The organism is Thermus caldilimi, from assembly GCF_004684245.1.
Lineage (GTDB): Bacteria > Deinococcota > Deinococci > Deinococcales > Thermaceae > Thermus > Thermus caldilimi.
Genome location: NZ_CP038452.1, coordinates 545,956 through 572,092, shown reverse-complemented (window position 1 = coordinate 572,092; position 26,137 = coordinate 545,956). Strand labels below are relative to the sequence as shown.

General features: G+C 66.4%; 28 protein-coding genes. 20 read left to right on the top strand and 8 right to left on the bottom strand.

All coding sequences use genetic code 11. The features are described from left to right. The first annotated feature begins 16 nt into the window (after positions 1 to 16). From EBI04_RS02825 to EBI04_RS02790, 8 genes are all read left to right on the top strand, one after another. The gene (locus tag EBI04_RS02825) at positions 17 to 1,216 is read left to right on the top strand and encodes an ABC transporter permease (RefSeq protein WP_135255951.1); all 1,200 of its coding nucleotides are present in this window, start codon (positions 17 to 19) and stop codon (positions 1,214 to 1,216) included. 105 nt (positions 1,217 to 1,321) lie between these two features. After that, positions 1,322 to 2,071: a TIM barrel protein gene (locus tag EBI04_RS02820; protein WP_135255950.1), complete on the top strand. Its 750-nt coding sequence runs from the start codon at positions 1,322 to 1,324 to the stop codon at positions 2,069 to 2,071. Between the two features lie 13 nt (positions 2,072 to 2,084). After that, positions 2,085 to 2,993, top strand: a complete 909-nt coding sequence (locus tag EBI04_RS02815) for a carbohydrate ABC transporter permease (RefSeq protein ID WP_135255949.1) — start codon at positions 2,085 to 2,087, stop codon at positions 2,991 to 2,993. Beyond that, positions 2,986 to 3,801 (top strand): carbohydrate ABC transporter permease, encoded by an 816-nt coding sequence (locus EBI04_RS02810; RefSeq protein ID WP_135255948.1) that lies wholly within the window; start codon positions 2,986 to 2,988, stop codon positions 3,799 to 3,801. Before EBI04_RS02815 ends, EBI04_RS02810 begins: the two co-directional genes overlap by 8 nt. Positions 3,802 to 3,812: 11 nt before the next feature. Continuing rightward, on the top strand, positions 3,813 to 5,135 hold the full coding sequence (locus EBI04_RS02805) for an ABC transporter substrate-binding protein (protein WP_135255947.1): 1,323 nt from the start codon (positions 3,813 to 3,815) through the stop codon (positions 5,133 to 5,135). Between the two features lie 89 nt (positions 5,136 to 5,224). Then, positions 5,225 to 5,959 carry a 5'/3'-nucleotidase SurE gene (surE, locus tag EBI04_RS02800; protein ID WP_135255946.1) on the top strand — a complete coding sequence of 245 codons (735 nt, stop codon included), beginning with the start codon at positions 5,225 to 5,227 and terminating at the stop codon, positions 5,957 to 5,959. Further along, positions 5,952 to 6,707, top strand: a complete 756-nt coding sequence (locus tag EBI04_RS02795; protein ID WP_135255945.1) for a glycosyltransferase family 2 protein — start codon at positions 5,952 to 5,954, stop codon at positions 6,705 to 6,707. Before surE ends, EBI04_RS02795 begins: the two co-directional genes overlap by 8 nt. A gap of 41 nt (positions 6,708 to 6,748) precedes the next feature. Further along, the gene (locus EBI04_RS02790; RefSeq protein WP_240695356.1) at positions 6,749 to 7,270 is read left to right on the top strand and encodes a hypothetical protein; all 522 of its coding nucleotides are present in this window, start codon (positions 6,749 to 6,751) and stop codon (positions 7,268 to 7,270) included. A gap of 168 nt (positions 7,271 to 7,438) precedes the next feature. Here EBI04_RS02790 and EBI04_RS02785 read toward each other — a convergent pair whose 3' ends face one another. Continuing rightward, positions 7,439 to 8,278 carry a metal ABC transporter substrate-binding protein gene (locus EBI04_RS02785; protein ID WP_135255944.1) on the bottom strand — a complete coding sequence of 280 codons (840 nt, stop codon included), beginning with the start codon at positions 8,276 to 8,278 and terminating at the stop codon, positions 7,439 to 7,441. Between the two features lie 47 nt (positions 8,279 to 8,325). On the opposite strand from EBI04_RS02785, the gene EBI04_RS02780 reads away from it, so the two are divergent. The 12 genes from EBI04_RS02780 (at position 8,326) to EBI04_RS02730 (ending at position 18,991) form a co-directional block, all read left to right on the top strand. Then, entirely contained in the window at positions 8,326 to 8,625 is a 300-nt protein-coding gene (locus EBI04_RS02780; protein ID WP_206202055.1) for a hypothetical protein, read from the top strand. A gap of 175 nt (positions 8,626 to 8,800) precedes the next feature. Beyond that, positions 8,801 to 9,604 (top strand): carbohydrate ABC transporter permease, encoded by an 804-nt coding sequence (locus EBI04_RS02775; RefSeq protein ID WP_126188054.1) that lies wholly within the window; start codon positions 8,801 to 8,803, stop codon positions 9,602 to 9,604. Continuing rightward, positions 9,594 to 10,451, top strand: coding sequence for a carbohydrate ABC transporter permease (locus EBI04_RS02770; RefSeq protein WP_135255943.1), 858 nt, complete (start codon positions 9,594 to 9,596; stop codon positions 10,449 to 10,451). Before EBI04_RS02775 ends, EBI04_RS02770 begins: the two co-directional genes overlap by 11 nt. A gap of 14 nt (positions 10,452 to 10,465) precedes the next feature. After that, positions 10,466 to 11,749: an ABC transporter substrate-binding protein gene (locus EBI04_RS02765; RefSeq protein ID WP_135255942.1), complete on the top strand. Its 1,284-nt coding sequence runs from the start codon at positions 10,466 to 10,468 to the stop codon at positions 11,747 to 11,749. Positions 11,750 to 11,828: 79 nt separating this feature from the next. Next, positions 11,829 to 12,773, top strand: coding sequence for an ABC transporter substrate-binding protein (locus EBI04_RS02760; protein ID WP_135255941.1), 945 nt, complete (start codon positions 11,829 to 11,831; stop codon positions 12,771 to 12,773). After that, positions 12,770 to 13,054: a hypothetical protein gene (locus EBI04_RS13415; protein ID WP_240695355.1), complete on the top strand. Its 285-nt coding sequence runs from the start codon at positions 12,770 to 12,772 to the stop codon at positions 13,052 to 13,054. The genes EBI04_RS02760 and EBI04_RS13415 overlap by 4 nt, the downstream gene beginning before the upstream one ends. A gap of 5 nt (positions 13,055 to 13,059) precedes the next feature. Next, a complete protein-coding gene (locus EBI04_RS02755) occupies positions 13,060 to 14,235 on the top strand; it encodes an ABC transporter permease (RefSeq protein ID WP_240695354.1) in 1,176 nt (391 codons plus the stop codon). Beyond that, the gene (locus tag EBI04_RS02750) at positions 14,232 to 15,170 is read left to right on the top strand and encodes an ABC transporter ATP-binding protein (protein ID WP_135255940.1); all 939 of its coding nucleotides are present in this window, start codon (positions 14,232 to 14,234) and stop codon (positions 15,168 to 15,170) included. The genes EBI04_RS02755 and EBI04_RS02750 overlap by 4 nt, the downstream gene beginning before the upstream one ends. A gap of 21 nt (positions 15,171 to 15,191) precedes the next feature. Beyond that, positions 15,192 to 16,466 (top strand): ABC transporter substrate-binding protein, encoded by a 1,275-nt coding sequence (locus tag EBI04_RS02745; RefSeq protein WP_135255939.1) that lies wholly within the window; start codon positions 15,192 to 15,194, stop codon positions 16,464 to 16,466. Then, positions 16,454 to 17,362 (top strand): carbohydrate ABC transporter permease, encoded by a 909-nt coding sequence (locus EBI04_RS02740; protein ID WP_240695353.1) that lies wholly within the window; start codon positions 16,454 to 16,456, stop codon positions 17,360 to 17,362. The genes EBI04_RS02745 and EBI04_RS02740 overlap by 13 nt, the downstream gene beginning before the upstream one ends. Then, positions 17,355 to 18,167, top strand: coding sequence for a carbohydrate ABC transporter permease (locus EBI04_RS02735; protein ID WP_135255938.1), 813 nt, complete (start codon positions 17,355 to 17,357; stop codon positions 18,165 to 18,167). Before EBI04_RS02740 ends, EBI04_RS02735 begins: the two co-directional genes overlap by 8 nt. Next, complete coding sequence (locus tag EBI04_RS02730; RefSeq protein ID WP_240695352.1) at positions 18,164 to 18,991, top strand: TIGR00282 family metallophosphoesterase; 828 nt, start codon at positions 18,164 to 18,166, stop codon at positions 18,989 to 18,991. Before EBI04_RS02735 ends, EBI04_RS02730 begins: the two co-directional genes overlap by 4 nt. Before the next feature lie 489 nt (positions 18,992 to 19,480). Here the strand turns inward: EBI04_RS02730 and EBI04_RS02720 are convergent, their stop codons facing one another. Genes EBI04_RS02720 through EBI04_RS02690 form a run of 7 tightly spaced genes read right to left on the bottom strand, consistent with a single transcriptional unit; the run spans position 19,481 to position 26,126 of the window. Next, positions 19,481 to 20,248, bottom strand: coding sequence for an ABC transporter permease (locus EBI04_RS02720; protein ID WP_135255937.1), 768 nt, complete (start codon positions 20,246 to 20,248; stop codon positions 19,481 to 19,483). After that, positions 20,245 to 21,051: an ABC transporter permease gene (locus EBI04_RS02715; protein WP_135255936.1), complete on the bottom strand. Its 807-nt coding sequence runs from the start codon at positions 21,049 to 21,051 to the stop codon at positions 20,245 to 20,247. Before EBI04_RS02715 ends, EBI04_RS02720 begins: the two co-directional genes overlap by 4 nt. A 10-nt stretch (positions 21,052 to 21,061) precedes the next feature. Then, positions 21,062 to 22,168: an extracellular solute-binding protein gene (locus tag EBI04_RS02710; RefSeq protein WP_135255935.1), complete on the bottom strand. Its 1,107-nt coding sequence runs from the start codon at positions 22,166 to 22,168 to the stop codon at positions 21,062 to 21,064. After that, positions 22,165 to 22,977 (bottom strand): sugar phosphate isomerase/epimerase family protein, encoded by an 813-nt coding sequence (locus tag EBI04_RS02705; RefSeq protein ID WP_135255934.1) that lies wholly within the window; start codon positions 22,975 to 22,977, stop codon positions 22,165 to 22,167. The genes EBI04_RS02710 and EBI04_RS02705 overlap by 4 nt, the downstream gene beginning before the upstream one ends. Next, positions 22,974 to 23,984 carry an ABC transporter ATP-binding protein gene (locus EBI04_RS02700; protein WP_167481864.1) on the bottom strand — a complete coding sequence of 337 codons (1,011 nt, stop codon included), beginning with the start codon at positions 23,982 to 23,984 and terminating at the stop codon, positions 22,974 to 22,976. Before EBI04_RS02700 ends, EBI04_RS02705 begins: the two co-directional genes overlap by 4 nt. Before the next feature lie 25 nt (positions 23,985 to 24,009). Continuing rightward, positions 24,010 to 24,849, bottom strand: coding sequence for a carbohydrate ABC transporter permease (locus EBI04_RS02695; protein WP_135255932.1), 840 nt, complete (start codon positions 24,847 to 24,849; stop codon positions 24,010 to 24,012). A gap of 11 nt (positions 24,850 to 24,860) precedes the next feature. Then, the gene (locus EBI04_RS02690; RefSeq protein WP_135255931.1) at positions 24,861 to 26,126 is read right to left on the bottom strand and encodes an extracellular solute-binding protein; all 1,266 of its coding nucleotides are present in this window, start codon (positions 26,124 to 26,126) and stop codon (positions 24,861 to 24,863) included. Positions 26,127 to 26,137: the final 11 nt, after the last annotated feature.

Genomic DNA, 26,137 nt, shown 5'->3' with positions numbered 1-26,137 from the left:
CCGCTTGGAGGCGTCCATGACCCTGTGGATCGTCGTCAGAAACCTAAGGGTGAGGGCCTTTTCCACTTTCCTCACCCTTCTGGGGATAGCCCTGGCCACGGCCATGGCCTTGGTGGTTCCCCTGGTGCTCCAGTCCCTGGAAAGAGGGGCGGCCAATGCCGCCCAGGTCTTCGACCTCCTCATCGCCGCCAAAGGTAGCCCTACCCAGGCCGTGCTTTCGAGCCTGTATCTCCTGCAACCCCCCATCGCCAACCTGCCCTACGCCACCTACGAGCGACTGGCCCGTGACCCCAGAGCAAGGCGGGTGGTCCCCCTGGCCTTTGGGGACAGCTATCGGGGCTTTCCGCTCATAGGGACCAGTACCCAGGTCTTTGAGCTCAGGCTTACGCCCACGGATCCGCCGTATTTCCGCCTGAAGCAGGGGCGGCCCTTCCTCCACACGTACGAGGCGGTGCTGGGGGCTAGGGCCGCACGGGAAACGGGCCTGAAGGTGGGCGCCGAGTTTCTGAGCGACCACGGGTTTTTCGCCAGCCAAGCGGAGGCTGCCAGCGCCCTTGCCCACCACCAGGAGGAAAAGTACCGGGTGGTGGGGATCCTCGAGCCCACGGGAGGCCCCTGGGACCGGGCCATCCTGGTGCCCATAGAGGCCTACTGGGAGGTCCACGGGGAAGGTGAGGGGAAGCGGGAAGTTACCGCCGTGCTCTTCACAGGCCGGCGCCTCTCCGATGTGTACCAGGTGGCCCAGGAGGTTAACCGGAGCCCGGAAGCCCAGGCGGTCCTGCCCGGCCAGGTCTTTGCCCAGCTGAGGGAGGCGATGCTCCAGGGGCAGTCCGCCTACGGGGCCTTGTCCCTCCTGGTGCTCTTTCTGGCCGCCCTCCTCATCTGGCAAGGAATCTATGCCCAGGGCCTCGAGCGCCGCCGCCACAACGCCCTCCTGCGGGCCCTGGGAGCACCGCGGGGGCTGGTGTTTTCGGTGTTGCTGTGGGAGACGACCCTCGAGGTGGGGCTCGGGATCCTTCTCGGCGTCCTCTTGGGCTGGGGGCTCGCCGCCGCCGGCTCCGGGGCCTTGGGGGAGCGGCTTGGCTTCTACCTCCCCCCTCCGAAACTTAGCCTGGACCTCCTGGCCCGGGCCTTCGCCCTGCTGCCCCTGGGCATCCTGGCGGCCCTGCCCCCTGCGTTTCAGGCCATGCGGGAAAGCCCCCTCGAGTACCTCTAGGGAGGAGCATGCCCTTCTCGCTGGCAAACTCCTTGATGGGCCGCCAGCGACCCTTATGGAAAGGACCCTGACCGCGCTCTGACCCAAGGGGCTTACGGTGAACCCATGGACCTGCGCATCGCCATGGGCCTAGAGGAAGCTCTAAGATTTTCGGCGCCTGAGGATCCCTGGCTGGGCCTCGAGGTCTACCTGGAGCCCGCCCTCCTGGAGGAGGACGCCCTCTTCGCCAAACTGGCCACCGGCTACGAGGGAACTCTCTCCGTTCACCTCCCCTTCTGGAACCTGGACCTGGTCTCCCCGGACCCGGAGGTGCGCAACCTCACCCTCAGGCGGCTTCTCCTGGGCTTGGACCGGGCGGCGGAGCTCGGGGCGGACCGGGCGGTCTTCCACTCGGGCATCCCCCACGGCCGCACCCTGGAGGAGGCCCTGGACCGGGCGGACCGGCTCATCCAGGCCCTGAAGCCGGTGGTGCGGCGGGCCGGGACCTTGGGGGTGGAGCTGGTCCTGGAGAACACCCACGAGCCGGAGCCCAGGGCCCTGGCCCCCATCCTGGAGGCCTACCCCGAGGTGGGATTTTGCTTCGACGCCGCCCATGCCCGGGTTTTCAGCCGGGTGCCGGAACCAGGGCCCTGGCTGGCCTTGGAGCCCGACCACCTCCACCTGAACGACACAGACGGCCTCTACGACCGGCACTGGAACCTGGGAACCGGGGTCCTCGGCCACCGGACCTGGCTTGGTCCCTACCTGGACCGCACCTTGGTCCTGGAGGTGCGGGTTGACCCGGCCCCTTCCATCGCCTTCCTGAGAAGCCTGCGGGAAAGCCTCCCTGACCGAGCCCTGACCGGAGGGGCCTAGCCTTATCCCGGACATGTACGCCACCCTCAGCCGGGCCCAGCGCCTCCAAAGACACCTGAGGGGCCAGGGGGAGGCTTTGATCTTCCTGCTACCCGCCTACGCCCTTTTCCTCCTCTTCCTGGTCCTGCCCCTCCTCGAGGCCCTTTGGCTTTCCCTGCACCAGGAGGATCTCTTCGGCCGGGGACGGGTCTGGACCGGGCTTGCCAACTACCAGGAGGCCGTAAGCCGCCCGGAGTTCTGGAAAAGCGCCTGGCTCACCCTGAAGTTCGCCCTGATCACCGCGCCCCTGGAGCTCCTTCTGGGGCTCCTGGCGGCCCTCTTGGTCTACCGGCCCTACCCGGGGGTGGCCCTCTTCCGCACCCTCTTCTTCCTCACCACGGCGGTGCCCACCGCGGTGGCGGCGGTGGCCTGGGGTTGGTTCCTGCATCCCGTGGGGGGCCTTGCCAACCGCCTCCTGGCCTCCTTGGGCCTGCCGCCCCAGCCCTGGCTCACCAGCCCGGAGCTAGCCCTGCCCACCCTGGCGGTGATCACCGCCTGGGCCGGGGTGGGGTTCACCGCGGTCCTCCTCACCGCAGGCCTGCAGAACATCCCTGCGGAGATCCTGGAGGCGGTGGAGGTGGACGGGGCCGGCCCCTGGACCCGCTTCTGGAGGATCACCCTGCCCCTCCTCTCCCCCACCCTCTTCCTGGTGGGCCTCCTGGTGGTGTTGAAGAGCCTCACCGCCTTTGGGCAGATCCACCTCCTCACCCGCGGGGGGCCGGCGGAAAGCTCCATGGTCTGGATCTACCGGGTGTACCAGGATGCCTTCTTCAACTTCCGGGTGCCCCTGGCCGCCGCCGAGGCCTTGTTGCTTTTCGTGGTGCTCCTGCTCCTGGCGGCCTTGCAGTTTTGGCTTCTCGGTCGGAGGGTGCACTATGGGTAGGCGGCGAAGGCTCTGGCCCACCTACCTCCTGGCCGGGGGGTATGCCCTTCTCCTTCTCCTCCCCCTCCTCACCCTCCTCTCCGCAAGCCTCCGCCCGGAGGGGGACCTCTACGCCCCGGGCCTCCTCCCCCCGCGGCCCAGCCTCGAGGCCTACCAGGAGGCCCTCACCAAGTTCCCCCTGGGGCGGTTCCTATTGAATAGCCTCCTGGTGTCCAGCCTCATCACCCTGGGCGTACTCACCACCAGCTTCCTGGCCGCCTACGCCCTCGCCCGGCTCCGCTTCCTTGGAAGGGAGGCCCTCTTCGGGTTGGCGGTGGCCCTCCTTCTGGTGCCTGGGGAGGTCACCTTCCTGCCCCTTTACCTCCTGGTGGACCGCCTGGGCTGGCTGGACTCCTATCTGGCCCTCACGGTTCCCTTCCTGGCAAGCCCCCTGGGGGTTTTTCTCCTCAGGCAGTTCCTGCGCACCATCCCTGAGGACTACTTCGATGCCGCCCGGATCGACGGGGCCAACCACTGGCAGATGCTCCGCCACGTGGCCCTGCCCCTTTCGGCCCCCGCCCTGGGGGCCCTGGCGGCCCTCACCTTCATCGGGGCCTGGAACATGTACCTCTGGCCCCTGGTGGTGACCAAAAGCCGGGAGATGCAAACGGCCCAGATCGCCGTGAACTTCATCCTCAACGAGGAAGTAGCCCGCTGGAACGTGGTGGCCGCTGCGGCCATCCTGGTGCTCCTCCCCAGCCTTTTGGCCTTCCTGCTCGCCCAGCGGGCCTTTGTCCGGGGCATCGCCATGGGCGGGCTGAAGGGATAGGAGGTATAGGTATGCGCATGTGGACGAGACGGGTTTGGGCACAGGCCATCCTCAGCACCCTGCTCCTTTTGGGCGGCGCTCAGGCCCAAAGGGTCACCCTGGAGTTCTGGCACTCCATGGGTGGGGTTCTGGGGGAAGCCACGGAAAAGCTGGTGCAGGACTTCAACAAAAGCCAGGACCGGATTCAGGTGAAAAGCCAGTACGTGGGCAGCTACGATGACGGCATCAACAAGCTTCTCGCCGCCTTGCGCGCGGGCCGGGGTTACCCCCACGTGATCCAGGTCTACGACATCGGGGCCCGGATCATGGCAGACTCCGGGGCGGTGGTGCCCCTCGAGGACCTGGCCCGGAAGAGCGGGTTTGACCTGGGTCGCTTCCTCCCCCAGCCCCGCAACTACTACACGGTGGAGGGGAAGCTCTACGGGCTTCCCTTTAACTCCTCGAACCCCATCCTCTACCTCAACATGGCCGCCTTCCAGGAGGCGGGGATCCCCTTCAAGCCGACCTGGAGCCTTAAGGACCTGGAGGAAGCCGCCCGCAAGCTCACCAAGAAGGACGCCCAGGGCCGTACCGTACGCTACGGGCTTTCCATTCCCATCGATTCCTGGTTCGTGGAGCAGATCTCCTATAACTCCGGGGAATACTTCTGCAACAACGAGAACGGCCGCAAGGCCAGGGCCACCGCGGTCACCTTTGGCAACCCGGCCGCCGCGGCCTTCCTGGACATGTACGCCCGTTTGGTGCGGGAGGGGGTGGCCGCCAACACCGGGCGCAACTGGGCCGACTCGCAAAGCCTCTTCGCCCAGGGCCAGGCGGCCATCGCCGCCTACTCCACGGCCAGCCTCACGGGGGTGCTGCGGCAGGTGGGGAACCGCTTTCCCTTGCGCACTGCCTTCTACCCCTTCCTCCGGGAGCGGAATGGGGTAGCCATCGGGGGCGCTGCCCTCTACGTGCTGAAGGGCTTCCCCGAGGAACAGGTCCAGGCGGCCTGGGAGTTCGTGCGCTTCCTCCTGGAGCCGGAAACCCAGGCCCGCTGGCACCTGGCCACCGGTTACTTCCCCATAGTGCGGGGCGTGACCGAGCTTCCCCAGGTACGCCAGGCCCACGTGAAGCAGCCCAACTACACCACCGCCATCCAGCAGCTAGCCACCAGCAAGGTTAACCCCTCCAGCGCCGGTTGCCTGATGGGGGCCTTCCCCGAAATACGCCAGTACGTGCAGACCGCCTGGGAAGAAACCCTGAAGGGGAAGCCTGCCCTCGAGGCCCTGAGGGAGGCCAAGGCCCGGGCAGACCAGGCCCTGGAGCGCTACAACCGGAGCGTGGCCCAACCCTGACCCACCAGGCTCCTCCTTCCCGCTGGGGGTGTCCCCCAGCGGTTTTTGCCGCTGATCTTGAGCTGACATTGGCCCCTTAGGGTAGGGGCATGCGGATCCTGGTGACCAACGACGACGGCGTCTTCAGCCCAGGGCTTTGGGCGCTGGCCGAGGCCGCAAGCCCCTTTGGCGAGGTCTTCGTGGTGGCCCCTGACGTGGAGCAGAGCGGGGTGGGCCACGCCATCACCATCGCCCACCCCGTGCGGGCCTTCCCCCATCCCTCCCCCCTGCCCGCTCCCCACTTCCCCTCCTACCGGGTGCGGGGCACCCCCGCCGACTGCGTGGCCCTGGGGCTCCACCTCTTCGGGCCTGTGGATCTGGTCCTTTCCGGCATCAACCTGGGGAGCAACCTGGGCCACGAGATCTGGCACTCGGGCACCGTGGCCGCGGCCAAGCAGGGCCGCCTCTTCGGGATCTCCGCGGCCGCCTTCAGCACCCCCATGAACGGAAGCGGACCGGACTTCGCCGCCTTGCGGCCCTGGGTGGAACGGGTGCTGGAGAACCTTCTCCGGCTGGAAAAGCCCTTTTTGGTCAACATCAACCTGCCTCACCGGCCCAAGGGGTTCCTCTGGACCCGGCAATCCGTGCGGGCCTATGAGGGGGTGGTGGTGGAAGGGGAAGATCCCATGGGAAGACCCCTTTACTGGTTCGCCGCCAAACCCCTTAAGGAAGCGGAGGAGGGCACGGACCGCTGGGCGGTGGAGCAGGGGTTTATCGCCGCCACCCCCCTCAGGCTGGACCTCACCGACGAGGCCCGCCTCCAACCGGCCCTGGCCCATGATTAGCGTCCTCATCCCCACCCGGAGCCGGCCGGACGCCCTGCGCCAAGCCCTGGCCTCCCTTCTCCGGCAGACCTTTACCCGGTTTGAGGCGGTGGTGGTGGACGACGGGGAGGGCGAGGGGATGGAAGTGGTGGCTGGCCTGGCAGATCCGCGGCTCCGGGCCCTTCCTAACCCGGGTCGGGGCCAGGTGGAGGCCCGTATGCAGGCCCTGGCCCAGGCCCGGGGAGAGGTGGTTCTCTTCCTGGACGACGACGACCTTCTCCTGGACCCCGCTTACCTGTACCGGGTATGGCGCATTCTGCCCAGGGAGGAGGCCCTGGTCTACGGGGAGGGGGTGCTGAACCTGGGCTCGTGGGAGATACCCTTCCGCCCCGGCGAGCCTGGGGACTGGATCCTGGTGGATAACCGCATCCTGGCCTCGGGCACGGCCCTTCCCCTCCGGCTTGTAAGGGAGCTCGGGGGCCTGGACCCGGAGGTGGGGGACTACTGGGACTGGGACCTCTGGCTCAGGGCCTATCGCAAGGGGGTTCCCTTCCGATACCTGAAGGGAAGGGGGGTGAGCATCGGGGTGCACGGCGCCAACCAAAGCCACGGCAACCGCCGGGATGAGCGCCGGTTCTTCCTCGAGCGGTTTCGGCAGAAGCACGGGCTTCCACCCTTAAGGCTTAAGGACCACCTGATGCTGGCCCTGGAAGGCGCGGAGGATGGAAGTGTGCCAATGTTCACCTTCGGTCATACATCACCTGGGTAAGGTAAATGAGGCATGAAAAAAGCCCCCACGGGAGGGCCAGTATGAACAAGCGCTTTTTGATTTCGGGCATCCTGTTTCTGGCCGCTGTAGGGGGAGGTATGGCGCAGAGCCTGAGTTTGGGTGAGCACCTGGTGCTCCGGGGCTGCACGGGAAAGGCCTTTGGCCAGGTGCTGGCCCAGAACCTGGGGCTTAAGAGCCTGCACATCCTCACCAACAACACCAGCATCCGTGCTGGCCTGGTGGGAGCCATGGGGGCCAGCTACCTGGACCTCGAGGGCCAGCGCCAGCTCAAGGTGACCACCTTCGTCGCCCCCGAGGAAGTGCCTCCCTTGAAGCCGCAGGAGGAGGCCGTGGCCCTGATCTTCGGGGGACAGGCGACCCCCGAGGTGAACTACGGCCTTACCAAAAACGCCCTGAAGGCCCTGGTGGGGACCGGGCATGGTGGCCAAGGCCGCCCAGGAGGATTCGGCCATCGCCCGGTATCTACAGCAGAAGAAAAACCTCTTTTCCGCCACCTATTGACCCCCAGGCCAACGTGGTCCAGGTATGGCGGGTGGCCGTGACGGAAGGCCGTCAGGTGAACGCCGAGGGGCTGGTGAAACTCACCCCCAATCCCACCTGGGAAACCCTCCTGAAGCGTTCCCTCTAAGGCCCCCTAAAGCCATCCCCTACCCCGGCCCTGGGGTAGGGGATTTGCCTTAACTCGCCCGTTCGTTCGGTTTGTGCTCTCTCTAGCGCAGGGCCTGGGCAAACCCGGTGGCTATCTGGCGCACCAACCCCGGGTAGCTGGAGGCCTCCTCCCCCAGGATGTCCAGGAAGATCACCTCGAGGCCAAGGTTCCTGCCCAGGGGTAGGGCTTGAGTGCGGGTGGCTAAGGGCGCCAGCAGGTAGCGGATCTGCTTCTCCTGTGCGATCCTCCGGGCCTCGGCCACCGCCCTGGCGCTGGCCTCAGGGGCCTCGGGGTTGGGGACCACGGTGTAAAGAATGGGAATGCTGTACCGCCGGGCAAAGTAACGAACCGGGTTCCTTAAGGCCAAGACTCCGGGCCTGGTCCGCTCGCCAAGGAGAGCGCGCACCTCCCGGTCCAGCTTCAGCAGTTCCGCCTGAAGCCAATGCCCGCGGGTTCGGTATAGGACCCCGTGGGCGGGATCAACCCTTTCCAAAGCCGCCACCAGGGCGGGCACCGCCTTGGCCATCAGCAGGGGATCCACCCATACGTGCGGATCGGGCCCGGTGGGGGTGGGAATGAGCTCCTCCTGCACGGTATCGGCCACCCAAAGGACCGGCGTGGCCAAGGCGTTGGGCCGGATCAGCTTCTCCACCACCCAGCCGTCCGGGTGAGCACCGTTGGCCACCACCAACCTGGCTTGGGCCACCAACCGCACCTGAGAAGGCGTGGGCTCGTACACATGGGGGTTGGCGGAAGGGGGCACCAGCACCACCACCTCCCCTGTTTCCCCCACCAGCTGGGACAGGAGGAGGCCATAGGGCTTAAGGGTGGCTACGAACACCGGCTTCTCGGCCAAAGCCGCCAACACGATGAAGAGGGCCAGGGTTAGAAAGCGCTTCATCCTTACCTCCTTGCCTCTCCCCTCCCTGGGCCGGGAGGGGCAGATTAATGATAGCGATATTGCATTTGCAACTACGAATCCCCTCCCAGCACCTCACCCCCCCGCCTGGCCCGGAGCTGGACAAGGTGGGGACGGACTTCGGGGCCTTGGGGATCCGCCTTCCCCAGCGCAACCTGGTTCTGGAAACCTGGAAGCTGCCCGAGTTCGATACGAACAAGCTGGAAGGCCTGACCCTGTTGGAAGACGGACGCACCCTGGCCATTGCCGACGATAACGACTTCGCCATCACCGGCAAAGAAGGACCCAGCCGCCTCTGGCTGGTCCTTCTCCCGCAAGCCCTGCGCTAGGCGCAGGCCACAGGGCGCCCTGGCTCAAAGGGCCCAGGGCGCCCTTGTTCTCGCCAACCGGGTTCCTCAGGCAGGAGACACTCACCCGCTAGGCCAAGGTAAGAGGCTTGCCATTCTTGCCCCCGAGCCTTGCCCTTGACTTTTACCTGACTGGCCCCGGTTAGCTTCAGCCTGGATGCGGAGCGTCGGGATCTTCCTCCTTCCCACCCTGGTCTTCCTGGTGGCCTTCACCTATCTGCCCTTTGGGGTCGCGGCCCTGGAGGGGATCAGCGCTTTAGGATCCCTTTTCCAACGGGAAAACCTCAACGCCTTGCGGGTTACCGCCCTCTACACCCTGCTGGCCGTGCCCCTATCCGTGGGCCTGGGCCTCCTGGCGGCCGTGGCCGTGGAGGGGACCTCCCGGCTCCGGCTTCTGGCCAGAGCCCTGATCTTCCACCCGGTGATCCTGCCCACGGTGGCCTTCGCCGCGGTCTTCCTCTACCTCCTGAACCCCCTGGGCCCCCTCCAGGGCCTTCTCCGCTGGCTGGGCCTGCAAAACCCCTTGGGGGACCCCATGGGGGCCTTTCTCGCCGTGGTCCTGGTGGGCGTGCTGAAGGATGCCGGCCTGTACATGCTCTACTACCTGGCCGGCCTCCAGGCCCTGCCCAAGGAGGTCCTCGAGGCGGCCCGGGTGGACGGGGCAGGCCGCCTGGCCACCTTCTTCCGAATCACCCTGCCCTTGCTCTCCCCCACCACCTTCTTCGTGGGGATCATGGCCACCCTGGGGGCCCTCCGCAACGTCGACCACATCTTCATCCTCACCAAGGGGGGACCGGTGGGGGCCACGGACCACCTCCTCTACCGGGTCTACACCCTGGGCTTCGAGTACTTCGACTTCCCGCAGGCGGGGGCCTTGACCCTGGTCCTGCTCACGGCCCTAACCGCCCTGGCCCTTCTGGCCCTGCCCAGGCTGGAAAGGGGGGTGCACTATGACGGGTAGGCAAGCCCTGCCCCTGGCCAGGACCAGGAAGCGGCTGGCCAAGGCCGCCTCCTTCCTCCGGGAGGTGCCTGCCCTTATCGTGTCCTTGCCCTTCCTCCTCATCGCCACCTTTACCCTGATCGCCGCCTTCACCCCCACCGCCGACCTCAACCGGGGCCAGCTGGGCACCCTTACCCTGGAAAACTTCCGCCTGGCCTGGCAGGCGGCGGACTTTCCCCGGCTCTACGGGAACACGGTGTTGTTTACCTTTGGGCTTCTCCTCGTCCAGCTCGTCACGGTCACCACGGCGGGCTTCGCCCTAGCCCAGCTGAAGGCCCGGGGAAGGAATGGCCCCTTCTACCTAGTCCTGGCCCAGCTTTTCCTGCCCGCCTCCGCCCTGATCCTCCTCAACTACATCCTCATCCACAAGCTGGGGCTCAGCGATACCCTTACCGCCCTGGCCCTGCCCTACGTGGCCTCGGCCACAGGAGCCTTCCTTCTCCGCCAGGGATTCCTGCAGATCCCCAGGGAGCTCATCGAGGCAGCCCAGGTGGACGGGGCCACCTCCTGGCAGATCCTGTGGAGGGTCCTTCTGCCCCTGGTCCGGCCCCACCTGGCCGCCTTCTCCCTGGTGAGCCTGGTCTACCACTGGAACGAGTTCCTCTGGCCCCTGGTGGTGATCCAGAGCCCGGAAAAGCGGGTGCTTTCCCTGGGCTTCGCCAGCTTCGCCCGCTCAGCGGAAAGCGGTATGGAGTGGGGCCTTATCGCCGCCGGTGCCATTCTGGTGGCCCTGCCCATGGTCCTCGGATTCCTCCTCTTCCAGAGGGGTTTCGTGGAGGCCTTCACCCGAAGCGGGTTGAAAGGCTAAGGAGGTGAGGTCGCATGAACATGAAGAGGATCGGCATCGGATTGTTGGCGCTCCTAGGTCTGGGTCTCGGCCAGCAGACCACCATCACCTTCTATTACCCGGTGGGTGTGGCGGGTCCCTTGGCCCGGTTCATCGAAAGCTACGTCAGCGACTTCGAGAAGCAGAACCCCCAGATACGGGTGAACACTGTCTTCGGGGGCAACTACGAGGAGAACCAGGCCAAGGTGGTGGCGGCCATCCGGGCGGGGAACCCCCCGGACACCGCCATCCTCCTTTCCCAGCAGCTCCACACCCTCCTGGCCATGGACGCCATCGAGTCCTTCGACCCCTATATCGCCCGGGATCCCGAGCTGAAAAAGGCGGTTCAGGACTTCTTTCCCGCCTTCGTGATGAACTCCACCCTGGACGGTAAGGTCTGGAGCCTCCCCTTCCAGCGCTCCACCCCGATTCTCTACTACAACAAGGAGGCCTTCCGGGAGGCCGGTCTGGACCCGGAAAAGCCCCCCATCACCTGGGAGGAGCTGGTGGAGTACGCCAAGCGCCTCACCAAGCGGGACGCCCAGGGCCGGGTGGTCCGCTACGGGGTGGCCATCCCCACGGAGGACCGCTCCACGTGGTTGCTGGAGGGGTTGGTCATCCAGGCGGGAGGCCTCCTCTACGACCCAGCCGGCAAGGGGTGCAAGGTCCTGGTGGACACCGAGCCCGTGCGGAAGGCCATGCAGTTCAAGGCGGACCTGGCGAGGAAGCACGGGGTGAGCCCGGAAGGGGTCATCGCCTGGGGTACCACCCCCGGGGACTTCGCCGCCGGCAAGGTGGCCATGATCTACCACTCCACGGGGTCCTTGGGCTTCATCCGCACCAACGCCCGCTTCGCCTTCGGCACCGCCTTCCAGCCCAAGCTGGTGCGCTACGGGGTGCCCACCGGAGGGGCCAACTTCTACCTCTTCAAGGGCTCGGACCTCGCCAAGCGGGAGGCCACCCTGCGCTTCATCAAGTTCATGACCAGCCCCGAGCTCCAGGCCCGCTGGTCCATTGACTCGGGGTATGTGGCGGCCCGGAGGTCCAGCTGGAACCTGCCCCTCATGCGGGATTACGTGCGGCAGTGGCCCCAGGCCCTCACCGCCCGGGAGCAGCTGGCCTACGCCAAGGCGGAGCTTCCCGTCTATAACCTGCAACAGGTGAAGGACATCATCGCCGAGGCGGAGCAGGCGGTGGTCCTGGGCCGCAAGGAGGTGCGGGAGGCCACCCGCGAGGCCCAGCGCCGGGTGGACGAGGCCCTGAAGCCCTTCTGCAGGTGATCCCTGCGTGGGTCTTTGGGAGGCCCACTGGGCCTCCCTTGACCTTTTCCTGACCTGGGCCCCTTAGGGTCAGGGTGCCATGAAGAGGCTCCTGATCCTGGCGGGTATGGCTCTAAGCGTGGGACTGGCCCAGGGGGGTACCCTCACCCTCTACACCTCCGAGATCCTGGCGGACGTGAACGCCCTGGTGGAGGCTTTCCGGGCCCAGAACCCAGGGGTGCAGGTCCAGGTGTTCCGCTCGGGCACCGGGGAGGTGGTGGCCAAGCTCCGGGCGGAGCTGGAGGCGGGAAACCCCCAGCCGGACCTGCTCTGGTTCGCCAACGAGGACTTCCTCCGGGAGCTGGCGGGCAAGGGTCTTTTGCGCCGCATTCCCCCCACGGTGCCGGGATATCCTGTGCAGTATGCCCACGGGGGCGGCCTCTACTACGAGGTGCGCCTCCTCTACAACGTGATCGCCGTGAACACCCAGCGGGTGCGGGAAGCCCCCACTTCCTGGAGGGATCTCCTAAAGCCCCCCTTCCCGGGCCTCCTGGCCATGCCCGACCCCAACTTCTCCGGGGCGGCCCTGGCCACCCTTGGAACCCTTTCCCAGCGTCTGGGCTTCGGCTTTTTCGAGGCCCTGAAGGCGGGAGGCATGCGCATCGAGCAGTCCAACCCCGTCCTGCAGCAGAAACTGGCCCGCGGCGAGTACGGCCTCGCCATCACCACGGACTTCGGGGTGCGCCAGGAAGTGGCCAAGGGAGCGCCCCTGGCCACCGTATACCCCCGGGATGGGGCCATCCTGGTGCCCACCCCCATCGCCGTCACCTCCTGGAGCAAAAATCCGGAGCTGGCCACCCGCTTCCTCCTCTTCCTCCTCTCCCCGGAGGCCCAGCGCCTCTTTGCGGAAAGGGGGTACTATCCGGTGATGCCCGGCGCCCCCAAGCCCAAGGGAAGCCCGGCCCAGGTGGTGGGCATCCGGGCCCGCTTTGCCGACTCCGAAACCCTGTCCCGGTTTAACGCCCTTTTCGGGCTCAGGCGATGACAGGACCCGGGTTTTCCCGCCCCCTCTCCTTCCCCTGGCACCTTCCCCTGGCCCTGGCCCTTGCCCTCCCCTTCCTGGTGCTCTTCGTCCGGGGGTTGCCTCATTTCCCCAGCACCGGGCGCGACCTGGACGTAATCCTTTTCAGCCTGGTCCTGGCAGGCCTGGGAACCCTCCTTACCCTGTTCCTGGCCCTGACCCTGGCCGTGCTGGGCCTGGCGGGGAGGGTGGTGGGGGGATGGGAGGCCCTTCTCCTTTTGGGGTACCTGGTCCCCCCTTCGTGACCGGGATGGGGCTGCTCTTCAGCCTGGGGGCCCTGGGGGTGCGGATCCAGGGGGTGCCGGGAATCCTCCTGGCCTGGACCCTCCACTACGCCCCCTTGGCCTACCTCCTCCTCAAGCCCCAGGTGGGCCTCGCCCTGGGGCTCCTGGCCACGGCCCGGGTCCACGGGGCCACGGGCATCCGGTCCCTGAAGGCCTTCCTCCCACCCCTCTTCCCACCCCTCCTGGTGGCAGGGGGCACCCTGTACCTCGCCCTCTTGGGGAACTTCGGGGTACCGGCGGTCCTGGGGCTACCCGAACGGGTGTACGTGCTTCCCACCCTGGCCTACGCCCGCCTGCTGAGCCCTGTGGCCCAGGACCCCCTAGGGGAGGCGGCCGCCCTGGGCCTATGGCTGGCGCTCCTGGCCCTGCCCGCTGTGCTCCTGGCGCGTAGCGCCCTCCTGGAGGCCAGGAAACCCCTCTTGCCCCCGCCCAAGCCCCTCTACCGGCTTCTCTTCGCCCTCTACGCCCTCACCGCCCTGGCCCTGGTGCTCCTGGGCCTCCTGCGGGAAGCCCTGCAGAACCCCTACACGGGTCGGTGGGACCCCGCCTTCACCCAGGCCCTGGGCCTGCCCCTGGTGCAGAAGGGGCTACGGAACTCCCTTCTCCTGGCCCTGGGGGCCACGGGCCTGCTCCTCCTCCTGGCCCTGACCCTGAGGCCCTCTCCCCGCCTCCTGAAGGGGATACGTGGGGTGCTGGACATCCACTACCTCCTCCCGGGGACCCTCCTGGGGGTGAGCCTCATCCTCCTCCTGGCCCCCACCCCCCTCTACGGGACCCCCTGGCTCCTCCTCCTCGCCTACCTGCTCCACTTCGCCGCCCTGGCGTTGAGGGCCCTTGAGGGGGGACCCGCCGTGGAGGGCGCGGTCCTGGCGGGAAGGGTGCACGGCCTCTCCCCGGGGCGGGCCTGGTGGCGGCTCGGGTATCCCCTGCTCCTTCCTTCCCTCTACGCCGGGGTTTTTCTCATATTCCCCTTGGCCTTTTCCGAGATCACCCTCTCCGCCCTCCTCTACGCCCCGGGAGCGGAAACCGTGGGGGTGGCGGTGCTTTCCGCCCTGAATGGGGGTCTTTACCGGGAAGCCAGCGCTTTGGGCCTGGTCCTCATGGCCCTGGCCGCCTTGGCCCTTTTGGGGAGGCCCAGATGATCCGCCTCGAGGGCCTCAGCAAGCGCTTTCCCCAGGGGGGAGGGGTGGAGGGAGTGGAACTGGAGATCCTCGAGGGGGAGGTGTTCGTGCTCCTGGGGGCCTCGGGAAGCGGCAAGACCACCCTCCTCAACCTGGTGGCGGGCCTGCTTTCCCCGGACCGGGGCCGGATCCTCCTGGCGGGGAAGGAGATCACCCACCTGCCCCCGGAGAGGCGGGAGCTGGGCTATGTCTTCCAGGACCAGGGGCTTTGGCCCCACCTGACCGCCCTGGACCACCTCCTCCTGGTGATGCCAAGGCCCGACCGGAAGGAGGCCCTGGCCCTTTTGGAAAGGGTGGGCCTTCTGGACCACGCCCACAAGCGCCCCCACCAACTGTCCGGCGGCCAAAGGCAACGGGTGGCCTTGGCCAGGGCCCTGGCCCGCAGGCCCCGCCTCCTCCTCCTGGACGAGCCCTACAGCGCCCTGGATCCGGTGCTGAGGGAGGAGCTCCGCCTCGAGGTGCGCACCCTGCTGAAGGAAAGGGGAACCACCGCCCTCCACGTGACCCACGACCCGGAGGAGGCCATGCTCCTGGCGGATCGGGTGGGGGTGATGAGCCAAGGGCGTCTCCTCCAGGTGGGGGCGCCCAAGGAGGTCTACCTGAGGCCCAACTCTCTGGAGAGCTTCCTGGCCTTCGGCCGGGCCAACGTGTTTTCCCGGGATGGGGAGGTGCTGGCCTTCCGGCAGGAGTGGGTGCGCCCCGGCGGCAGCCTGGAGGCCCTGGTTCTGGAGCGGCGGGAGCTCAGGGGGGAGGTTCTCTGCCGGGTCCAGCTGGAATGGGGGGAGGCCTGGGTGCGCCTCGAGGCGGGGGTGGGGGAGCGGGTGAGGCTGCAGATCCACCCCCTTCTCCGCTTTCCCCAGGGCCTCCCTGACCCTGCCATGACGGCAGAGGTCTAGGCTTCTGGCGGAGGTGAGGCGATGAAGCGGGCATGGCTGGTCACGGCGCTAGGCCTGGGATTGGCCTTAGGGCAGGGAACCGTCACCCTGCAGTACTGGCACATCAACACGGAGGCCTTCGGCCTGCCGGCGGTAAGGGAGCTCATCCGGGAGTTCGAACGGAGGAACCCAGGTATCAAGGTGGAAGAGCGGTACCACCCCAACGCCTACACGGGCCTCCTCCAAAACCTGCAGGCCGCCCTCGCCGCCGGGAATCCACCCGACGTGGTCCAGATGGGGTACCTTTACACCCGGTACGCCGCCAAGAACCTGCCGTATGTGCCCATCGCCGAGCTGGCGAGAAAGTACGGGAACGAAAGGCACCTGCGTCGCTTTGCCCCCAACATCCTGGCCTTGGGCCAGGTGGATGGCGTCCTGGTGGGCATGCCCTACTCCCTGTCCAACATCGTCGCCTACAACAACGCAGACCTGTTCCGCCGTGCAGGCCTGGATCCGGACCGCCCCCCCAGCACCTGGGAGGGATGGCGGAGGGCCGCCCGCCAGATCAAGGAGCGCACGGGAAAGTACGGAATCTATCTCATCCTCCTGGATGACAACTGGGCCATCGAGGCCCTCATCCGTTCCAACGGGGGCACCCTCCTGCGGTGCGAGAACGGGGTGTACCGCACCGGGATCGGGGACAAGGAGGCCATCGAGGCCCTGGCCATGTGGGCGGGCCTGGTCAAGGAGGGCCTGGCCCTTGGGGCCCCCCTCCAACAGGGTGAACAGGCCTTTCTGGCAGGGGAGGCGGCCAGCTTCATGACCACCATCGCCCGCAGGGCGGGCCTCCAAGAGCAGACGCGCGGCCGGTTCGAGCTCCGGGCCGCCCGCTTCCCCACCTTTGGCGGCAAGCCTCCCGCCCTCCCCGGCGGAGGCAACGTCCTTATGGTCTTCAGCCGCGACCCCAGGAAGCAGGAGGCGGCCTGGAAGTTCATCCAGTTCCTCACCTCCCCGGAGGGATTCACCATCTGGACCAAGGGAACGGGGTATGTACCCCTCCTTCCCGAGCTCATCCGCGACCCCCGGTACCTCAAGGACTTCGTGGAGAAGAATCCCATCCAAAAGGTGGCGGTGGAGCAGCTTCCCTTCACGGTTCCCTGGACGAGCTTCCCCGGGCCCAACGGGTTGGCGGCCAGCCAAGCCCTCTTCCGGGCCACCCAGAAGGCCCTGTCCAGCCAGGCCACAGCCGAGGCAGCCCTTAGGGAAGCCGCCCAGGAGATCCATCGCCTCATCGGAACGGAGCGGTGCAGCGAGTAGCCGTGCGCCAACGAACCCCGGGGATGGGGAGGCGGCCTGACCTCGAGGGCATCCTCCTGGTGGCCCCGGGGTTCGGCCTCCTTTTGGTCTTCGTCTACTGGCCCCTGGTCTACAACCTTTGGCTGAGCCTTCACGACTGGAACCTGGTGCGGCCCCAGGCTGAGTTTGTGGGCCTCGCCAACTACCAGGCCCTCCTGCAGGATCCACTCTTCAGCCAACTTCTCCGCCAAAGCCTCCTCTACATGGGCCTCGCCGCCCTTGGCAACTTCCTCCTTCCCCTGGGACTCGCCCTCCTCACCCTCCAGGTGGGTGGACGCTGGGCGGAGTTTTATCAATCCCTGCTGTTCGCCCCCACGGTGGTGGCGGTGTCAGTGGCGGCTTTGGTTTGGCTGTACCTCTACCTTCCCGCAGCCGGTCCCTTGGCCAAGCTGGCCGGGATGGTCGGTATAGAAGCTCCCAATTTCCTTTCGGACCCCCGGTACGCCCTCCTTTCGGTAAGCCTGGTGGCCAACTGGAAGTTCCTGGGTTTCCACTACCTCATCGCCCTGGCCGCCCTTAAAAGCCTTCCCCGGGAAGTGCTGGAGGCGGCGCGGGTAGATGGGGCTGAAGGCTGGGTCTTTTTGCTAAAGGTCCTTTTCCCCCTCCTCGGACCCACCCTCCTGTTCCTCTTCCTGAGCGCCCTGGCCAGCGGCCTCGAGTACGCCTTTGTCCCCATCGACGTGATGACCCAGGGGGGCCCCTTCGGCCACACTTCCAACCTGTTGTACGCCGTGTACCAGGAGGCCTTCCGGTTCTTCCGGTCTGGGGTGGCAGCCGCCCAAGCGGCTCTCCTGACCCTTGGTCTCGGGCTCATCATCCTGGGCCAGCTCCACATGATGGGGAGAAAGCATGCTTAGGAAGGCTCTGGTCCACCTACTCCTTTTTCTCGCCACCCTCTTGCTCCTGGCTCCCTTCGGCTACCAGTTCAGCCTATCCCTCACCCCTCCGGAAGCCCTCTTCGCCTCCCCCTGGCCCTTCGCCCATCCCATAACCCTGGAGAACTATCGGGTGGTGCTGGAGAAACTGCCCATGGCCCGTTACGTCCTCAACACCCTGGTCTTCGCTGGAGTTTCCGCCTTGGGGCAGCTCCTTTTGGGGCTTCTCGCAGCCTACGCCTTCGTCTTCCGCAGGCCACCCCTTTCGGGGCTCCTCTTCTCCCTCTTCGTGCTCAGCATGCTGGTTCCCTTCGTGGTCACCTACCTGCCCAACTACCTCCTGGTGGCTCGCCTTGGCCTCCTCAACACCTTCCCCGGCCTCATCCTTCCCATGCTCACAGCAGGGTACGCCACCTTCCTCCTGCGACAGCACCTCCTCAGCTTCCCCCGGGAGATCCTGGAGGCAGCCTGGGTAGACGGGGCTTCCACCAGGGACCTTTTCCTGCAAATCCTGATACCCGCCAATCTTCCTACCCTGGCCGCCTTGGCCATCACCCTCTTCATAGGAGCCTGGAACCAGTTCATATGGCCTTTGCTGGTGGCCAACCGGCCCGACATGTACGTGCTTACGGTGGCGGTGCAGCGGTTTGCCGGAGGGGAAGGGGCCAACGCATGGGGGCCTCTCATGGCCGCCTCCGTTCTCGCCACCCTGCCCACCCTTCTCCTCTACCTGGCCTTCCACCGACGCATCCTGGAAACCCTAATGGAAGGGGGAGTGAGGGGATGATGCGCATCCTGTTCTTTGGCGACGTGGTGGCCGAACCTGGGTTAAAGGCCTTGGCCCAGGAACTCCCTGGCCTGCGCCAGGAGTTCCGGCCCGACTTCGTGGTGGTCAACGGGGAAAATCTGGACATCACGCTCCCCGAGGCGGGGAAGGCAGGTATGCATCCCGATACCCTAAAGGCCCTCCTCGCCCTCGGGGTGGACGCGGTCACCGGAGGCAACCACTCCTTCGATCCCCCCTGGGCCGAACAGGTCCTGGGCCACGCCCGGGTACTCCGTCCCCTAAACCATAGCCGCCACGCCCCGGGCAAGGGAAGCCTGCTCCTAAGGAAGGGGGGAAAGGAGCTCTTGGTGGTTAACCTGGCGGGTCGATCCGCCTTACCGCAAGCTGGGGATCCCATCGAGGCCTTTGAAAATCTTTTGTCCCAATGGCCCAGGGTGCCCATCCTGGTGGATTACCACTCGGAGTCCGTGTTCGAAAAGCTCGGCTTCGCCTACCTCTTTGATGGGAAGGCGGTTGCCGTGGTGGGGACCCACACCCATGTGGCCACCCAGGATGCCCGGATCCTGCCCAAGGGCACAGCCTATGTGTCCGACGTGGGCATGGTGGGCAACGACGGGGGTTACCAGGGGTACGACCCGGAGTTCCTGGTGGAGGCATTAAGGAAACGAATCCCCCCTAGAGGTTTTGTCCTACGGTCTGCGGAGGGCCCGGCCCGGGTGAGCTTTGTGTTCTTGGAAGTCGAGGAGGGTAGGGCTCGTAGCCTCCTCCACGCCTCCTACCTCTTGGCGACTCCACCCGTCTCTCAAGAGCGGCCTGTGGAATAGCAACCCGCGGACCCGCCAAGCAGGTTCCTGCTCATAGCACCTGCACGTAAAGGGCCAGATGGTTCCTCCCATCCCGGTACTCCAGCCAGCCGACCAGGCCCGGGTTGTACCGGCTCTCCCGGGAAGGTCCAGATCATAGATCCTCAGCCAAAAGAACCTAGACCCCCGGCTCCGTGGAAGCCTGCACCGTGTACGCCGCCTCTTCTCCCTAGGATGGAGCCAACGAAAACCCCATCCACCCACGCTCCACCTCTAGGCCATCCCCCCTCCCTCTTGAACACCACCTCCAGCCCCTTGGGGTTGCAAAAGCCCCCGAATCCTTGGTTCCCCAGGCAGAAGCGCAGGGTAAAGGCCTCCCCCACCCTAAGCTGGTTAGAGCTCACCTCCACCCGCCACAGGTAGAAGCGGTAGCCCTGGTCCCGCTCCAGGCCAGGATGTACAGGCCTACCAGAAGTTCCGGTAACCCATACCTTACCCGACCCGTGACCCTTAACGCCGCCTCAGGAAAGTAAGGCCCAGGAGGGCGAGAAGGGTGACGTAGAGAAGGACCGCCGCCACGGCGCTGGCCGCCCGGAAGTCCTCGCGCAGGCTCTGGAAAAGGAGGAGGGGCAGGGTGATGGTGCCAAACCCCGCCACCATGCTGGTGATCTCAAACTCCCCCATGGAGATGGCAAAGGCCACCAGGCTTCCCGAGAGCACGGCGGGCACCAGGTTCGGCACCAGCACGTACCGCAGCCTGGCCCAAAGCCCCGCCCCCGAGGCCCGCGCCGCCTCCATGAGGAGGCCCACCTCGAGGCCCGCCAACCCCGCGTACACCGTGCGGAAGAAGAAGGGAAACCCCAAGGCCGCATGCCCCAGCACCACGATCCACAAAGTTCCCGACAGGGAAAGGGGTGGGCGGTTAAAGGCCAGGAGAAACCCCAGGCCCACCACCAGGGGGGGCACCAGAAGGGGCAAAACCTGCAAAAGCCGCCTCAGCCCTTCCCCCGCCCGCCCAGCCCAGGTGTAGGCCGCGTAGGCGGTGGGCACCCCCACCACGATGTTGATGGCCACAGCCGTAAAGGCAATCCGCAGGGAGAGGAGGCCCGCCTCCACGTACTTGGGATCCCTGGCGATCCGGACATACCAGTCCAGGGTGAATCCCTCGGGAAGCACGTCCAGCCACATGCGGCTGAAGGAGTAGACCACTGGGGCCAGCATGGGCAGAATGAGGTAAAGGAGGAGGAAGGCAAAAAAAAGCCAGCCCAAAGCCCTCATCGCTGGTACCTCCTTTCCCAAAGGGCGAGCAGATACAGCCCCACCCCCGTGGAGGCCATGAGGACCACGGACAAGGCGGCGGCCAGGGGCAGGTCAAAGGTGCTCTCCGCCACCAGGCTGTAGATCTGCAAGGAGAGGAGGTTCTTGGCAAAGCCCGTGAGGGCCAGGGCCGTGCCGAAGGCCCCCATCATCCCGGCGAAGACGATGCTGCTCCCCGCCAGGATCCCCGGCATCAGGGCGGGCAGGAGGACCCGTACCCAGGCCTGGAAAGGCGTGGCCCCCGAGGCCCGGGCGGCCTCCATCAGGCTCCGGCCCACGCTCTCCAGGAGGGGCATGAGGGCAAGGGCGAAGAGGGGGATGTTGTAGAAGGGAAACACCGAGAACAACCCTGCCCAGGAGTAGAGGTCAAACCGGGGCCATCCTAAGGAGGCAAAAATCTGGTTCAGCACCCCATTCCTTCCCAGAAGCACGATGAAGCCGAAGGCCACCACCAATCCGGACAGGGAGACGGGGATGGCGTAGAGGCTCATCAAAAACCCCTTCCACCGAAGGGGAAGCTTGCTGGTCCAGTAGGCGAGGAAAAGACCGCCCAGGGCGGCCACCAGGGTGGACAGGGTGGCAAAGACCACCGAGTTCCGCCAGGCCTCCAGGTAGGCGGGAGCCGTGAGGGCCTTGGCGTACCGGGCCAGGGTCAGGCCCTCGGGGGCGGCGAGGCTCCGCTCCACGATGGAAAAGAGGGGATAGGCGAAGAAGAGGAGGAGAAAGAGAAGCCCGGGAAGGAGCAAGAAGCGCTCGCCGCGCACCCGTCACCCCCTAACGGATGGTCTCCCCGTAGTACTTCTGCAGGGCCTCGGAAACCGCCTCCTCTCGCTTGTAGTCCACGAACTTCACCTTGGCGTAGGCGCTCTTAGGCGGGTACTTGGCCGCTATGTCCTTGGGCAGCTCCACGTCGGGACGGATGGGGGACACAAAGGCCTTGGCGAACAGGCTTTGCCCGTACTTGGAGAAGATGAACTCCAGGAAGAGCCTTGCGGTGTTGGGATGCGGGGCATTGCGGGCGGCAACGATCCCTCCCCCGTTGGCCAAGGTGCCGTCCTGGGGGATCACCACCTCCGTGGGGAAGGGGAAGCGCTCCTTCCAGGCCAGGAGGTTGTAGTCGTAGTTGATGAAGATCCCCACCTCGCCCCGCTCAAACTTGGCGGTGGTCACCTTGGCCTCCACCGCCCCGATCACCCCCAGCTTGTGAAGCCTGGCGAAGAAGTCCACCCCCGCCTTGTAGTTGTAGGGATCCCCGCTGAGGGCGTAGGCGGCGCTCATGATGGTGGCTACCCCGGTGCCGGTGGCCCTCGGGTCCATGTACTGGATCAGGCCCTTGTACTCGGGGCTTTCCAGTTCCTTCCAGGTCCTGGGCACCTTCTTGACCAGCCGGGTGTTCACGATCCAACCCAGGGTGCCCTTGTACCCCGTGTACCAGGCGGAGCCATCCTTGCCCACGCCCTTCTGCCCTTCCGGAAGGGCATCCCAGGAGGTGACCTTGTAGGGCAAGGTGAGCCCTTCCTCCGCCAGGGTCATGGCGAAGGCCGGCTTCAGATCGGCCACGTCGTTTTTGCTGGCCTTCTCCTCCCGCATGCGGGCCAAGACCACGGCGCTACCCATGTCGATGTCCTGCTGGCGGATGCCGAAAAGCCGCTGGAACTCGGCGTAGATGCCCCCGTAGTTAGCCCAGTCGTTGGGCATCCCGTAGCTGTTGATGACCCCGCCCTCCGCCCGGGCCTTCTGCGCCAGGTCGCGGATGTAAGGGGTGTCCAGTTCCGGGGGAAGCTGCGCACCCGCCTGGGCCAAGGCCCCACCTTTTAGGGCCAGGGAGCCCAGCACCAGGGCCCCTATACCGGCTAGAATCCAAACCGCTTGCCGCTTCATCCTTCACCTCCCATTGCCTCGGGGACCAGCCCCGTTGAGGCCAACCTGCCGTACACCTCCAGGTATTCCGATGCGTTCCGGGGGGGAAGCTCCACCAGCACCGTGCAGGGTTTCCCGGCAAAGGCCCTTAGGTCCTCCGGGTCTGGGGGCAGGTGGAGGTCGTACCGTCCGTCGTTTGCGTGGGCGTGAACGTGGACCAACCGGGTTCCCAGGACTTCCACGAAGGCCATGGGGTCCTGTCCCGCCATACGGGCGTGGCCCAGGTCCAGGCAGAACTCCAGCTGGGGCACCTGGAGGAAGAAGGCCATCTCCTCCGGGGTCCTGGGAACCTCCTGGGGAGCCGGAAGGTTCTCCAGGGTAAGCCTAAGGCCCAGGTCCGAAGCCAGCAGGGCGAGCTCCGCCAGACCCTCGAGGGCCCTTTCCAGATACTCCCGCCTAAGCTTTTCCTCCTGCTCCCTCAGGGCCTCGTGGGCCGGGGAGAGGCCGGGGGGCGGGTAGTCGGTCCAGGGAAGGTTGCCCGCATGCAGGTTAACCAGAAAGGCCCCCATTTGGGCGGCCCGCTCCAGATCCTCTCGGAGCACCCTTAAGGAGACCTGGCGGATCTCGGGAACCCCAGAGCCGGGATACAGGTCCATGTAGCGGGCGTGGAAGGTAAGGGCGTAGCCCATGGACCGGGCCTCCTGCGCGGCGTCGAAGAGCTCCAAAGCAGCGGAACCGGGAACCTCTATGAACTGGTAGCGGTTAAGCAAACCCCTGGCGTAGTCCAGGAAGGCCGCAGGATCCTTAGGGGGACGAAAACCCAGCCTCATCGCTCCTCCCGTACAAAGGGGGCCTCCTCGGGAAGCCCCAGGCGGACCCTTTCCCCCAGGGCAGGCACCCTGCCGGGGGGCAGGTCCACCTTCAGCACCAGCCCCTCCACCTCCACCTCCAGGCGCACCAGGCTCCCCAGGTAGGTGGCCAGCACCACCGTGCCCTCCAGGAACCCCCCCTCCTCCAGGTGGAGCTGCTCGGGGCGCAGGAGCAGGAACCCCGGGCCCTCCCCCTTGACCCGCACGGGCCAGGGACGGTCCCGGTGGAACAGGCCCTCCCGGGCCTCCCCGGGCACCAGGACCCCGGTTCCCACAAAGGCGGCCACGAAGGGGGTGGCGGGCTCCTCGTAGATCTCCCTGGGGGTCCCCAGGTGCTCCACCCTCCCCTCCCGCATCACCGCGATCCGATCGGAAAGGGCCAGGGCCTCCTCCTGGTCGTGGGTCACGTACAGGGTGGTGAGGCCCGTTTCCCTCTGGAGGCGCTTAAGCTCCCCCCTCAGTTCCTCCCGGATCTTGGCGTCCAGAGCCGAGAGGGGCTCGTCCAAAAGGAGTACCTTGGGCTCCCGGGCCAGGGCCCGGGCCAGGGCCACCCGTTGCTGCTGGCCCCCGGAGAGCTCCTTGGGGTAGCGCCCCTCGAGGCCCACCAGGTGGACCATCTCCAGGAGCATCCCCACCTTGCGGCGCACCTCCCTCTCGGGAAGCCCCTTCAGCCTCAAGGGAAAGGCCACGTTCCCGAATACGGTCATGTTGGGAAAGAGAGCGTAGTTCTGGAACACCATGCCGATGGGCCTCCGCTCGGGGGGAAGGCTGTTGACCCGCTCCCCCCCGATGCGCACCTCCCCGGCATCGGGCGCCTCGAACCCCGCCACCAGGCGCAGGGTGGTGGTCTTGCCGCACCCCGAGGGGCCCAGCAGGGTGAAGAACTCCCCCTCCTTAAGCCCCAGGTCCACCCCGTCCACGGCCACCACCTCGCCGTAGCGCTTTCGCACCCCCAAAAGCTCCACCACCGCACACCACCTTCCCAAGGACTTGTCAGCCCCGCGTCAGGAGCCGGTAGTAGGCCGCCACCAGGGCCAGGGTGAGGAGAAGGAGGAGGTAGCCCATGGCGCTGGCCCCGGAGAGGTCCAGGCCCAAAAAGGCCTTGCGGTAGATGTAGTAGCTCACCAGGTCCGTGGCGGAACCGGGCCCTCCGCGGGTCAGCACGTAGACCAGGTCGTAGGTGCGCACCTCCGCCAGGGTCTGCAGGATGAGAAGGACCACCAGCACGGGACGCAGGAGGGGTAGGGTCACCCGCAAAAAGGCCTGCCAGGGGGTGGCCCCGTCCACGTAGGCGGCCTCCAGGGGCTCCTTGGGCAGGCTCCTCAGGCCCGCCAGGAGCACCAAGGCGGCAAAGGACACCTGCTGCCACACGTCCACCAGGGCCAGGGAAAAGAGGGCGTAGCGGGCATCCCCAAAGAAATCCACCTTCCCGAAGAGGTAGGAGAGAATCCCTAGCTCCGGGTGCAGGATCATCTTCCATATGAGCCCCACCCCCACCGGGGCGATGAGCATGGGCAGGCTCACCACGAAGTAGTGAAACCCCTTCCAGGGCAGGTTCTGCTGCAGGAGCACCGCCAGGATCAGGGCCAGCACCAGGGTGAGGCCCACGGTAACAGCCACGTACAAGGCGGTGAGGCCCAGGGCATGGAGGAAATAGGGGTCGCGGAAGGCCTCCTGGTACCGGGCAGGCCCCACCCAGTCGTAGCTTGGCCTGAGGAAGCTGTAGCCGGTCAGGGAGAGGAAGAGGGCGTACAGAAGGGGGAGGCCCACCACCCCACCCAGGACCGCCAGTCCCGGAAGGGCCAGGAACCAGGCCACCCCCCTCTGCCCCATCTCCCGCCTCCTCAGCGGAGAAGCCCCGCCTTCCGCAAGAGCCCCTCGAGGCCCTTGGCCGCATCCTGTAGGGCCTGCTTAACCGCCTTCTGTCCGGCCGCCGCCAGGCTGATCTCCCGGCCCACCACGTCCTCCATCTCCGCCGTGTAGGCGAAGATGGGCACCTTCTTGGCCTTGGCGATGATGGCCTCCGCCTGGCGGTAGTAGGGGTACTTCCTCAGCACCTCCGGATCCTGGAAGGCATCCTTGCGGGTGGGAGCGTGGCCCATCAGGGCACGCTTCTTGACGATCTCCTTGGACTCCACCCAGGAGATGAACTTCCAGGCCGCTTCCTTGTTGCGGCTGTTTTTGGGGATGGCCCAGCCCCACCCCCCGTTCACCCCTGCTCCTCCGGGCATGGGGGCCAGGGCCACCTTGCCCGCCACCTTGGGGCACTGCTTGGCGTCGTCCAGCTGGGGAAGCATCCACCAGTAGGTGACCATGCTGAAGGCCTGGCCCTGGCACATGACCCGGAAGGTGTCGTCCAGGTTGAAGTTCAGGGCCCCCTTGGGCGCCGCCTCCCGGATGTTCCTCACGTACAGGCTCAGGGCCTTCTCCCCCTGGGGGCTATTCAGGGTCACCCGCCAGTTGCGGTCCACGTAATCCCCCCCGGCGGCGAAGAGGTAGTTGGAGAACTCCATGAAGTTGGGGTCCCCCCGCTGCCCCTGCATGGCGGCCCCGGAAACCCCGGCGTTTTTGGCCATGAAGAGGGAGAGGTCCACGTACTCCTCCAGGGTGCGGGGCAGGGCCAGGGGGCGCTTGTACTGGGCCTGGAAGCGGTCGTTGAGGTCCTTGCGCTCCAGCAGGTCCTTGCGGTAGATGAGCCCCATGGCGTAGTTGTACATGGGGATCATGTAGAGCTTCCCCTGGTAGTACCCCACCAGGTCCAGCATGGAGGGGTAGTAGACGGAGAGGTCGAAGCCCGAGGCCTTCACATAAGGCTCCAGGGGCTCAAGCCACCCGGCGGCGGGAAACTCCCCCGCCCAGAGGAAGTCCACCTGCAGGAAGTCGTAGGCGTTTTCCGGGGCCAGGAACTGGGCCACCAGCTTGTCGTGCATGGCCCCGTACTGGACCTTCTCGAACTCCACCCGGATGCCCGTGGCTCGCTCGAACTCGGGGAGGAGCGCCTCGATGATCCGGGTTTCCGGCACGTCCTCCATCAGGGCCCGAAGCACCACCCCCTGGGCCAGGGAAGCCCCAAGCCCGAGAGCCAACCACACCGCCAGCCACCTTTTCATGCCAGCCCACC

What these genes read in the sequence shown, in the direction of transcription:
- EBI04_RS02825 (WP_135255951.1), top strand. Translation starts at nt 17, where the DNA reads ATGACCCTGTGGATCGTCGTCAGAAACCTAAGGGTGAGGGCCTTTTCC.
- EBI04_RS02820 (WP_135255950.1), top strand. Translation starts at nt 1,322, where the DNA reads ATGGACCTGCGCATCGCCATGGGCCTAGAGGAAGCTCTAAGATTTTCG.
- EBI04_RS02815 (WP_135255949.1), top strand. Translation starts at nt 2,085, where the DNA reads ATGTACGCCACCCTCAGCCGGGCCCAGCGCCTCCAAAGACACCTGAGG.
- EBI04_RS02810 (WP_135255948.1), top strand. Translation starts at nt 2,986, where the DNA reads ATGGGTAGGCGGCGAAGGCTCTGGCCCACCTACCTCCTGGCCGGGGGG.
- EBI04_RS02805 (WP_135255947.1), top strand. Translation starts at nt 3,813, where the DNA reads ATGCGCATGTGGACGAGACGGGTTTGGGCACAGGCCATCCTCAGCACC.
- surE (WP_135255946.1), top strand. Translation starts at nt 5,225, where the DNA reads ATGCGGATCCTGGTGACCAACGACGACGGCGTCTTCAGCCCAGGGCTT.
- EBI04_RS02795 (WP_135255945.1), top strand. Translation starts at nt 5,952, where the DNA reads ATGATTAGCGTCCTCATCCCCACCCGGAGCCGGCCGGACGCCCTGCGC.
- EBI04_RS02790 (WP_240695356.1), top strand. Translation starts at nt 6,749, where the DNA reads ATGAACAAGCGCTTTTTGATTTCGGGCATCCTGTTTCTGGCCGCTGTA.
- EBI04_RS02785 (WP_135255944.1), bottom strand. Translation starts at nt 8,278, where the DNA reads ATGAAGCGCTTTCTAACCCTGGCCCTCTTCATCGTGTTGGCGGCTTTG.
- EBI04_RS02780 (WP_206202055.1), top strand. Translation starts at nt 8,326, where the DNA reads ATGATAGCGATATTGCATTTGCAACTACGAATCCCCTCCCAGCACCTC.
- EBI04_RS02775 (WP_126188054.1), top strand. Translation starts at nt 8,801, where the DNA reads ATGCGGAGCGTCGGGATCTTCCTCCTTCCCACCCTGGTCTTCCTGGTG.
- EBI04_RS02770 (WP_135255943.1), top strand. Translation starts at nt 9,594, where the DNA reads ATGACGGGTAGGCAAGCCCTGCCCCTGGCCAGGACCAGGAAGCGGCTG.
- EBI04_RS02765 (WP_135255942.1), top strand. Translation starts at nt 10,466, where the DNA reads ATGAACATGAAGAGGATCGGCATCGGATTGTTGGCGCTCCTAGGTCTG.
- EBI04_RS02760 (WP_135255941.1), top strand. Translation starts at nt 11,829, where the DNA reads ATGAAGAGGCTCCTGATCCTGGCGGGTATGGCTCTAAGCGTGGGACTG.
- EBI04_RS13415 (WP_240695355.1), top strand. Translation starts at nt 12,770, where the DNA reads ATGACAGGACCCGGGTTTTCCCGCCCCCTCTCCTTCCCCTGGCACCTT.
- EBI04_RS02755 (WP_240695354.1), top strand. Translation starts at nt 13,060, where the DNA reads ATGGGGCTGCTCTTCAGCCTGGGGGCCCTGGGGGTGCGGATCCAGGGG.
- EBI04_RS02750 (WP_135255940.1), top strand. Translation starts at nt 14,232, where the DNA reads ATGATCCGCCTCGAGGGCCTCAGCAAGCGCTTTCCCCAGGGGGGAGGG.
- EBI04_RS02745 (WP_135255939.1), top strand. Translation starts at nt 15,192, where the DNA reads ATGAAGCGGGCATGGCTGGTCACGGCGCTAGGCCTGGGATTGGCCTTA.
- EBI04_RS02735 (WP_135255938.1), top strand. Translation starts at nt 17,355, where the DNA reads ATGCTTAGGAAGGCTCTGGTCCACCTACTCCTTTTTCTCGCCACCCTC.
- EBI04_RS02730 (WP_240695352.1), top strand. Translation starts at nt 18,164, where the DNA reads ATGATGCGCATCCTGTTCTTTGGCGACGTGGTGGCCGAACCTGGGTTA.
- EBI04_RS02720 (WP_135255937.1), bottom strand. Translation starts at nt 20,248, where the DNA reads ATGAGGGCTTTGGGCTGGCTTTTTTTTGCCTTCCTCCTCCTTTACCTC.
- EBI04_RS02710 (WP_135255935.1), bottom strand. Translation starts at nt 22,168, where the DNA reads ATGAAGCGGCAAGCGGTTTGGATTCTAGCCGGTATAGGGGCCCTGGTG.
- EBI04_RS02705 (WP_135255934.1), bottom strand. Translation starts at nt 22,977, where the DNA reads ATGAGGCTGGGTTTTCGTCCCCCTAAGGATCCTGCGGCCTTCCTGGAC.
- EBI04_RS02695 (WP_135255932.1), bottom strand. Translation starts at nt 24,849, where the DNA reads ATGGGGCAGAGGGGGGTGGCCTGGTTCCTGGCCCTTCCGGGACTGGCG.
- EBI04_RS02690 (WP_135255931.1), bottom strand. Translation starts at nt 26,126, where the DNA reads ATGAAAAGGTGGCTGGCGGTGTGGTTGGCTCTCGGGCTTGGGGCTTCC.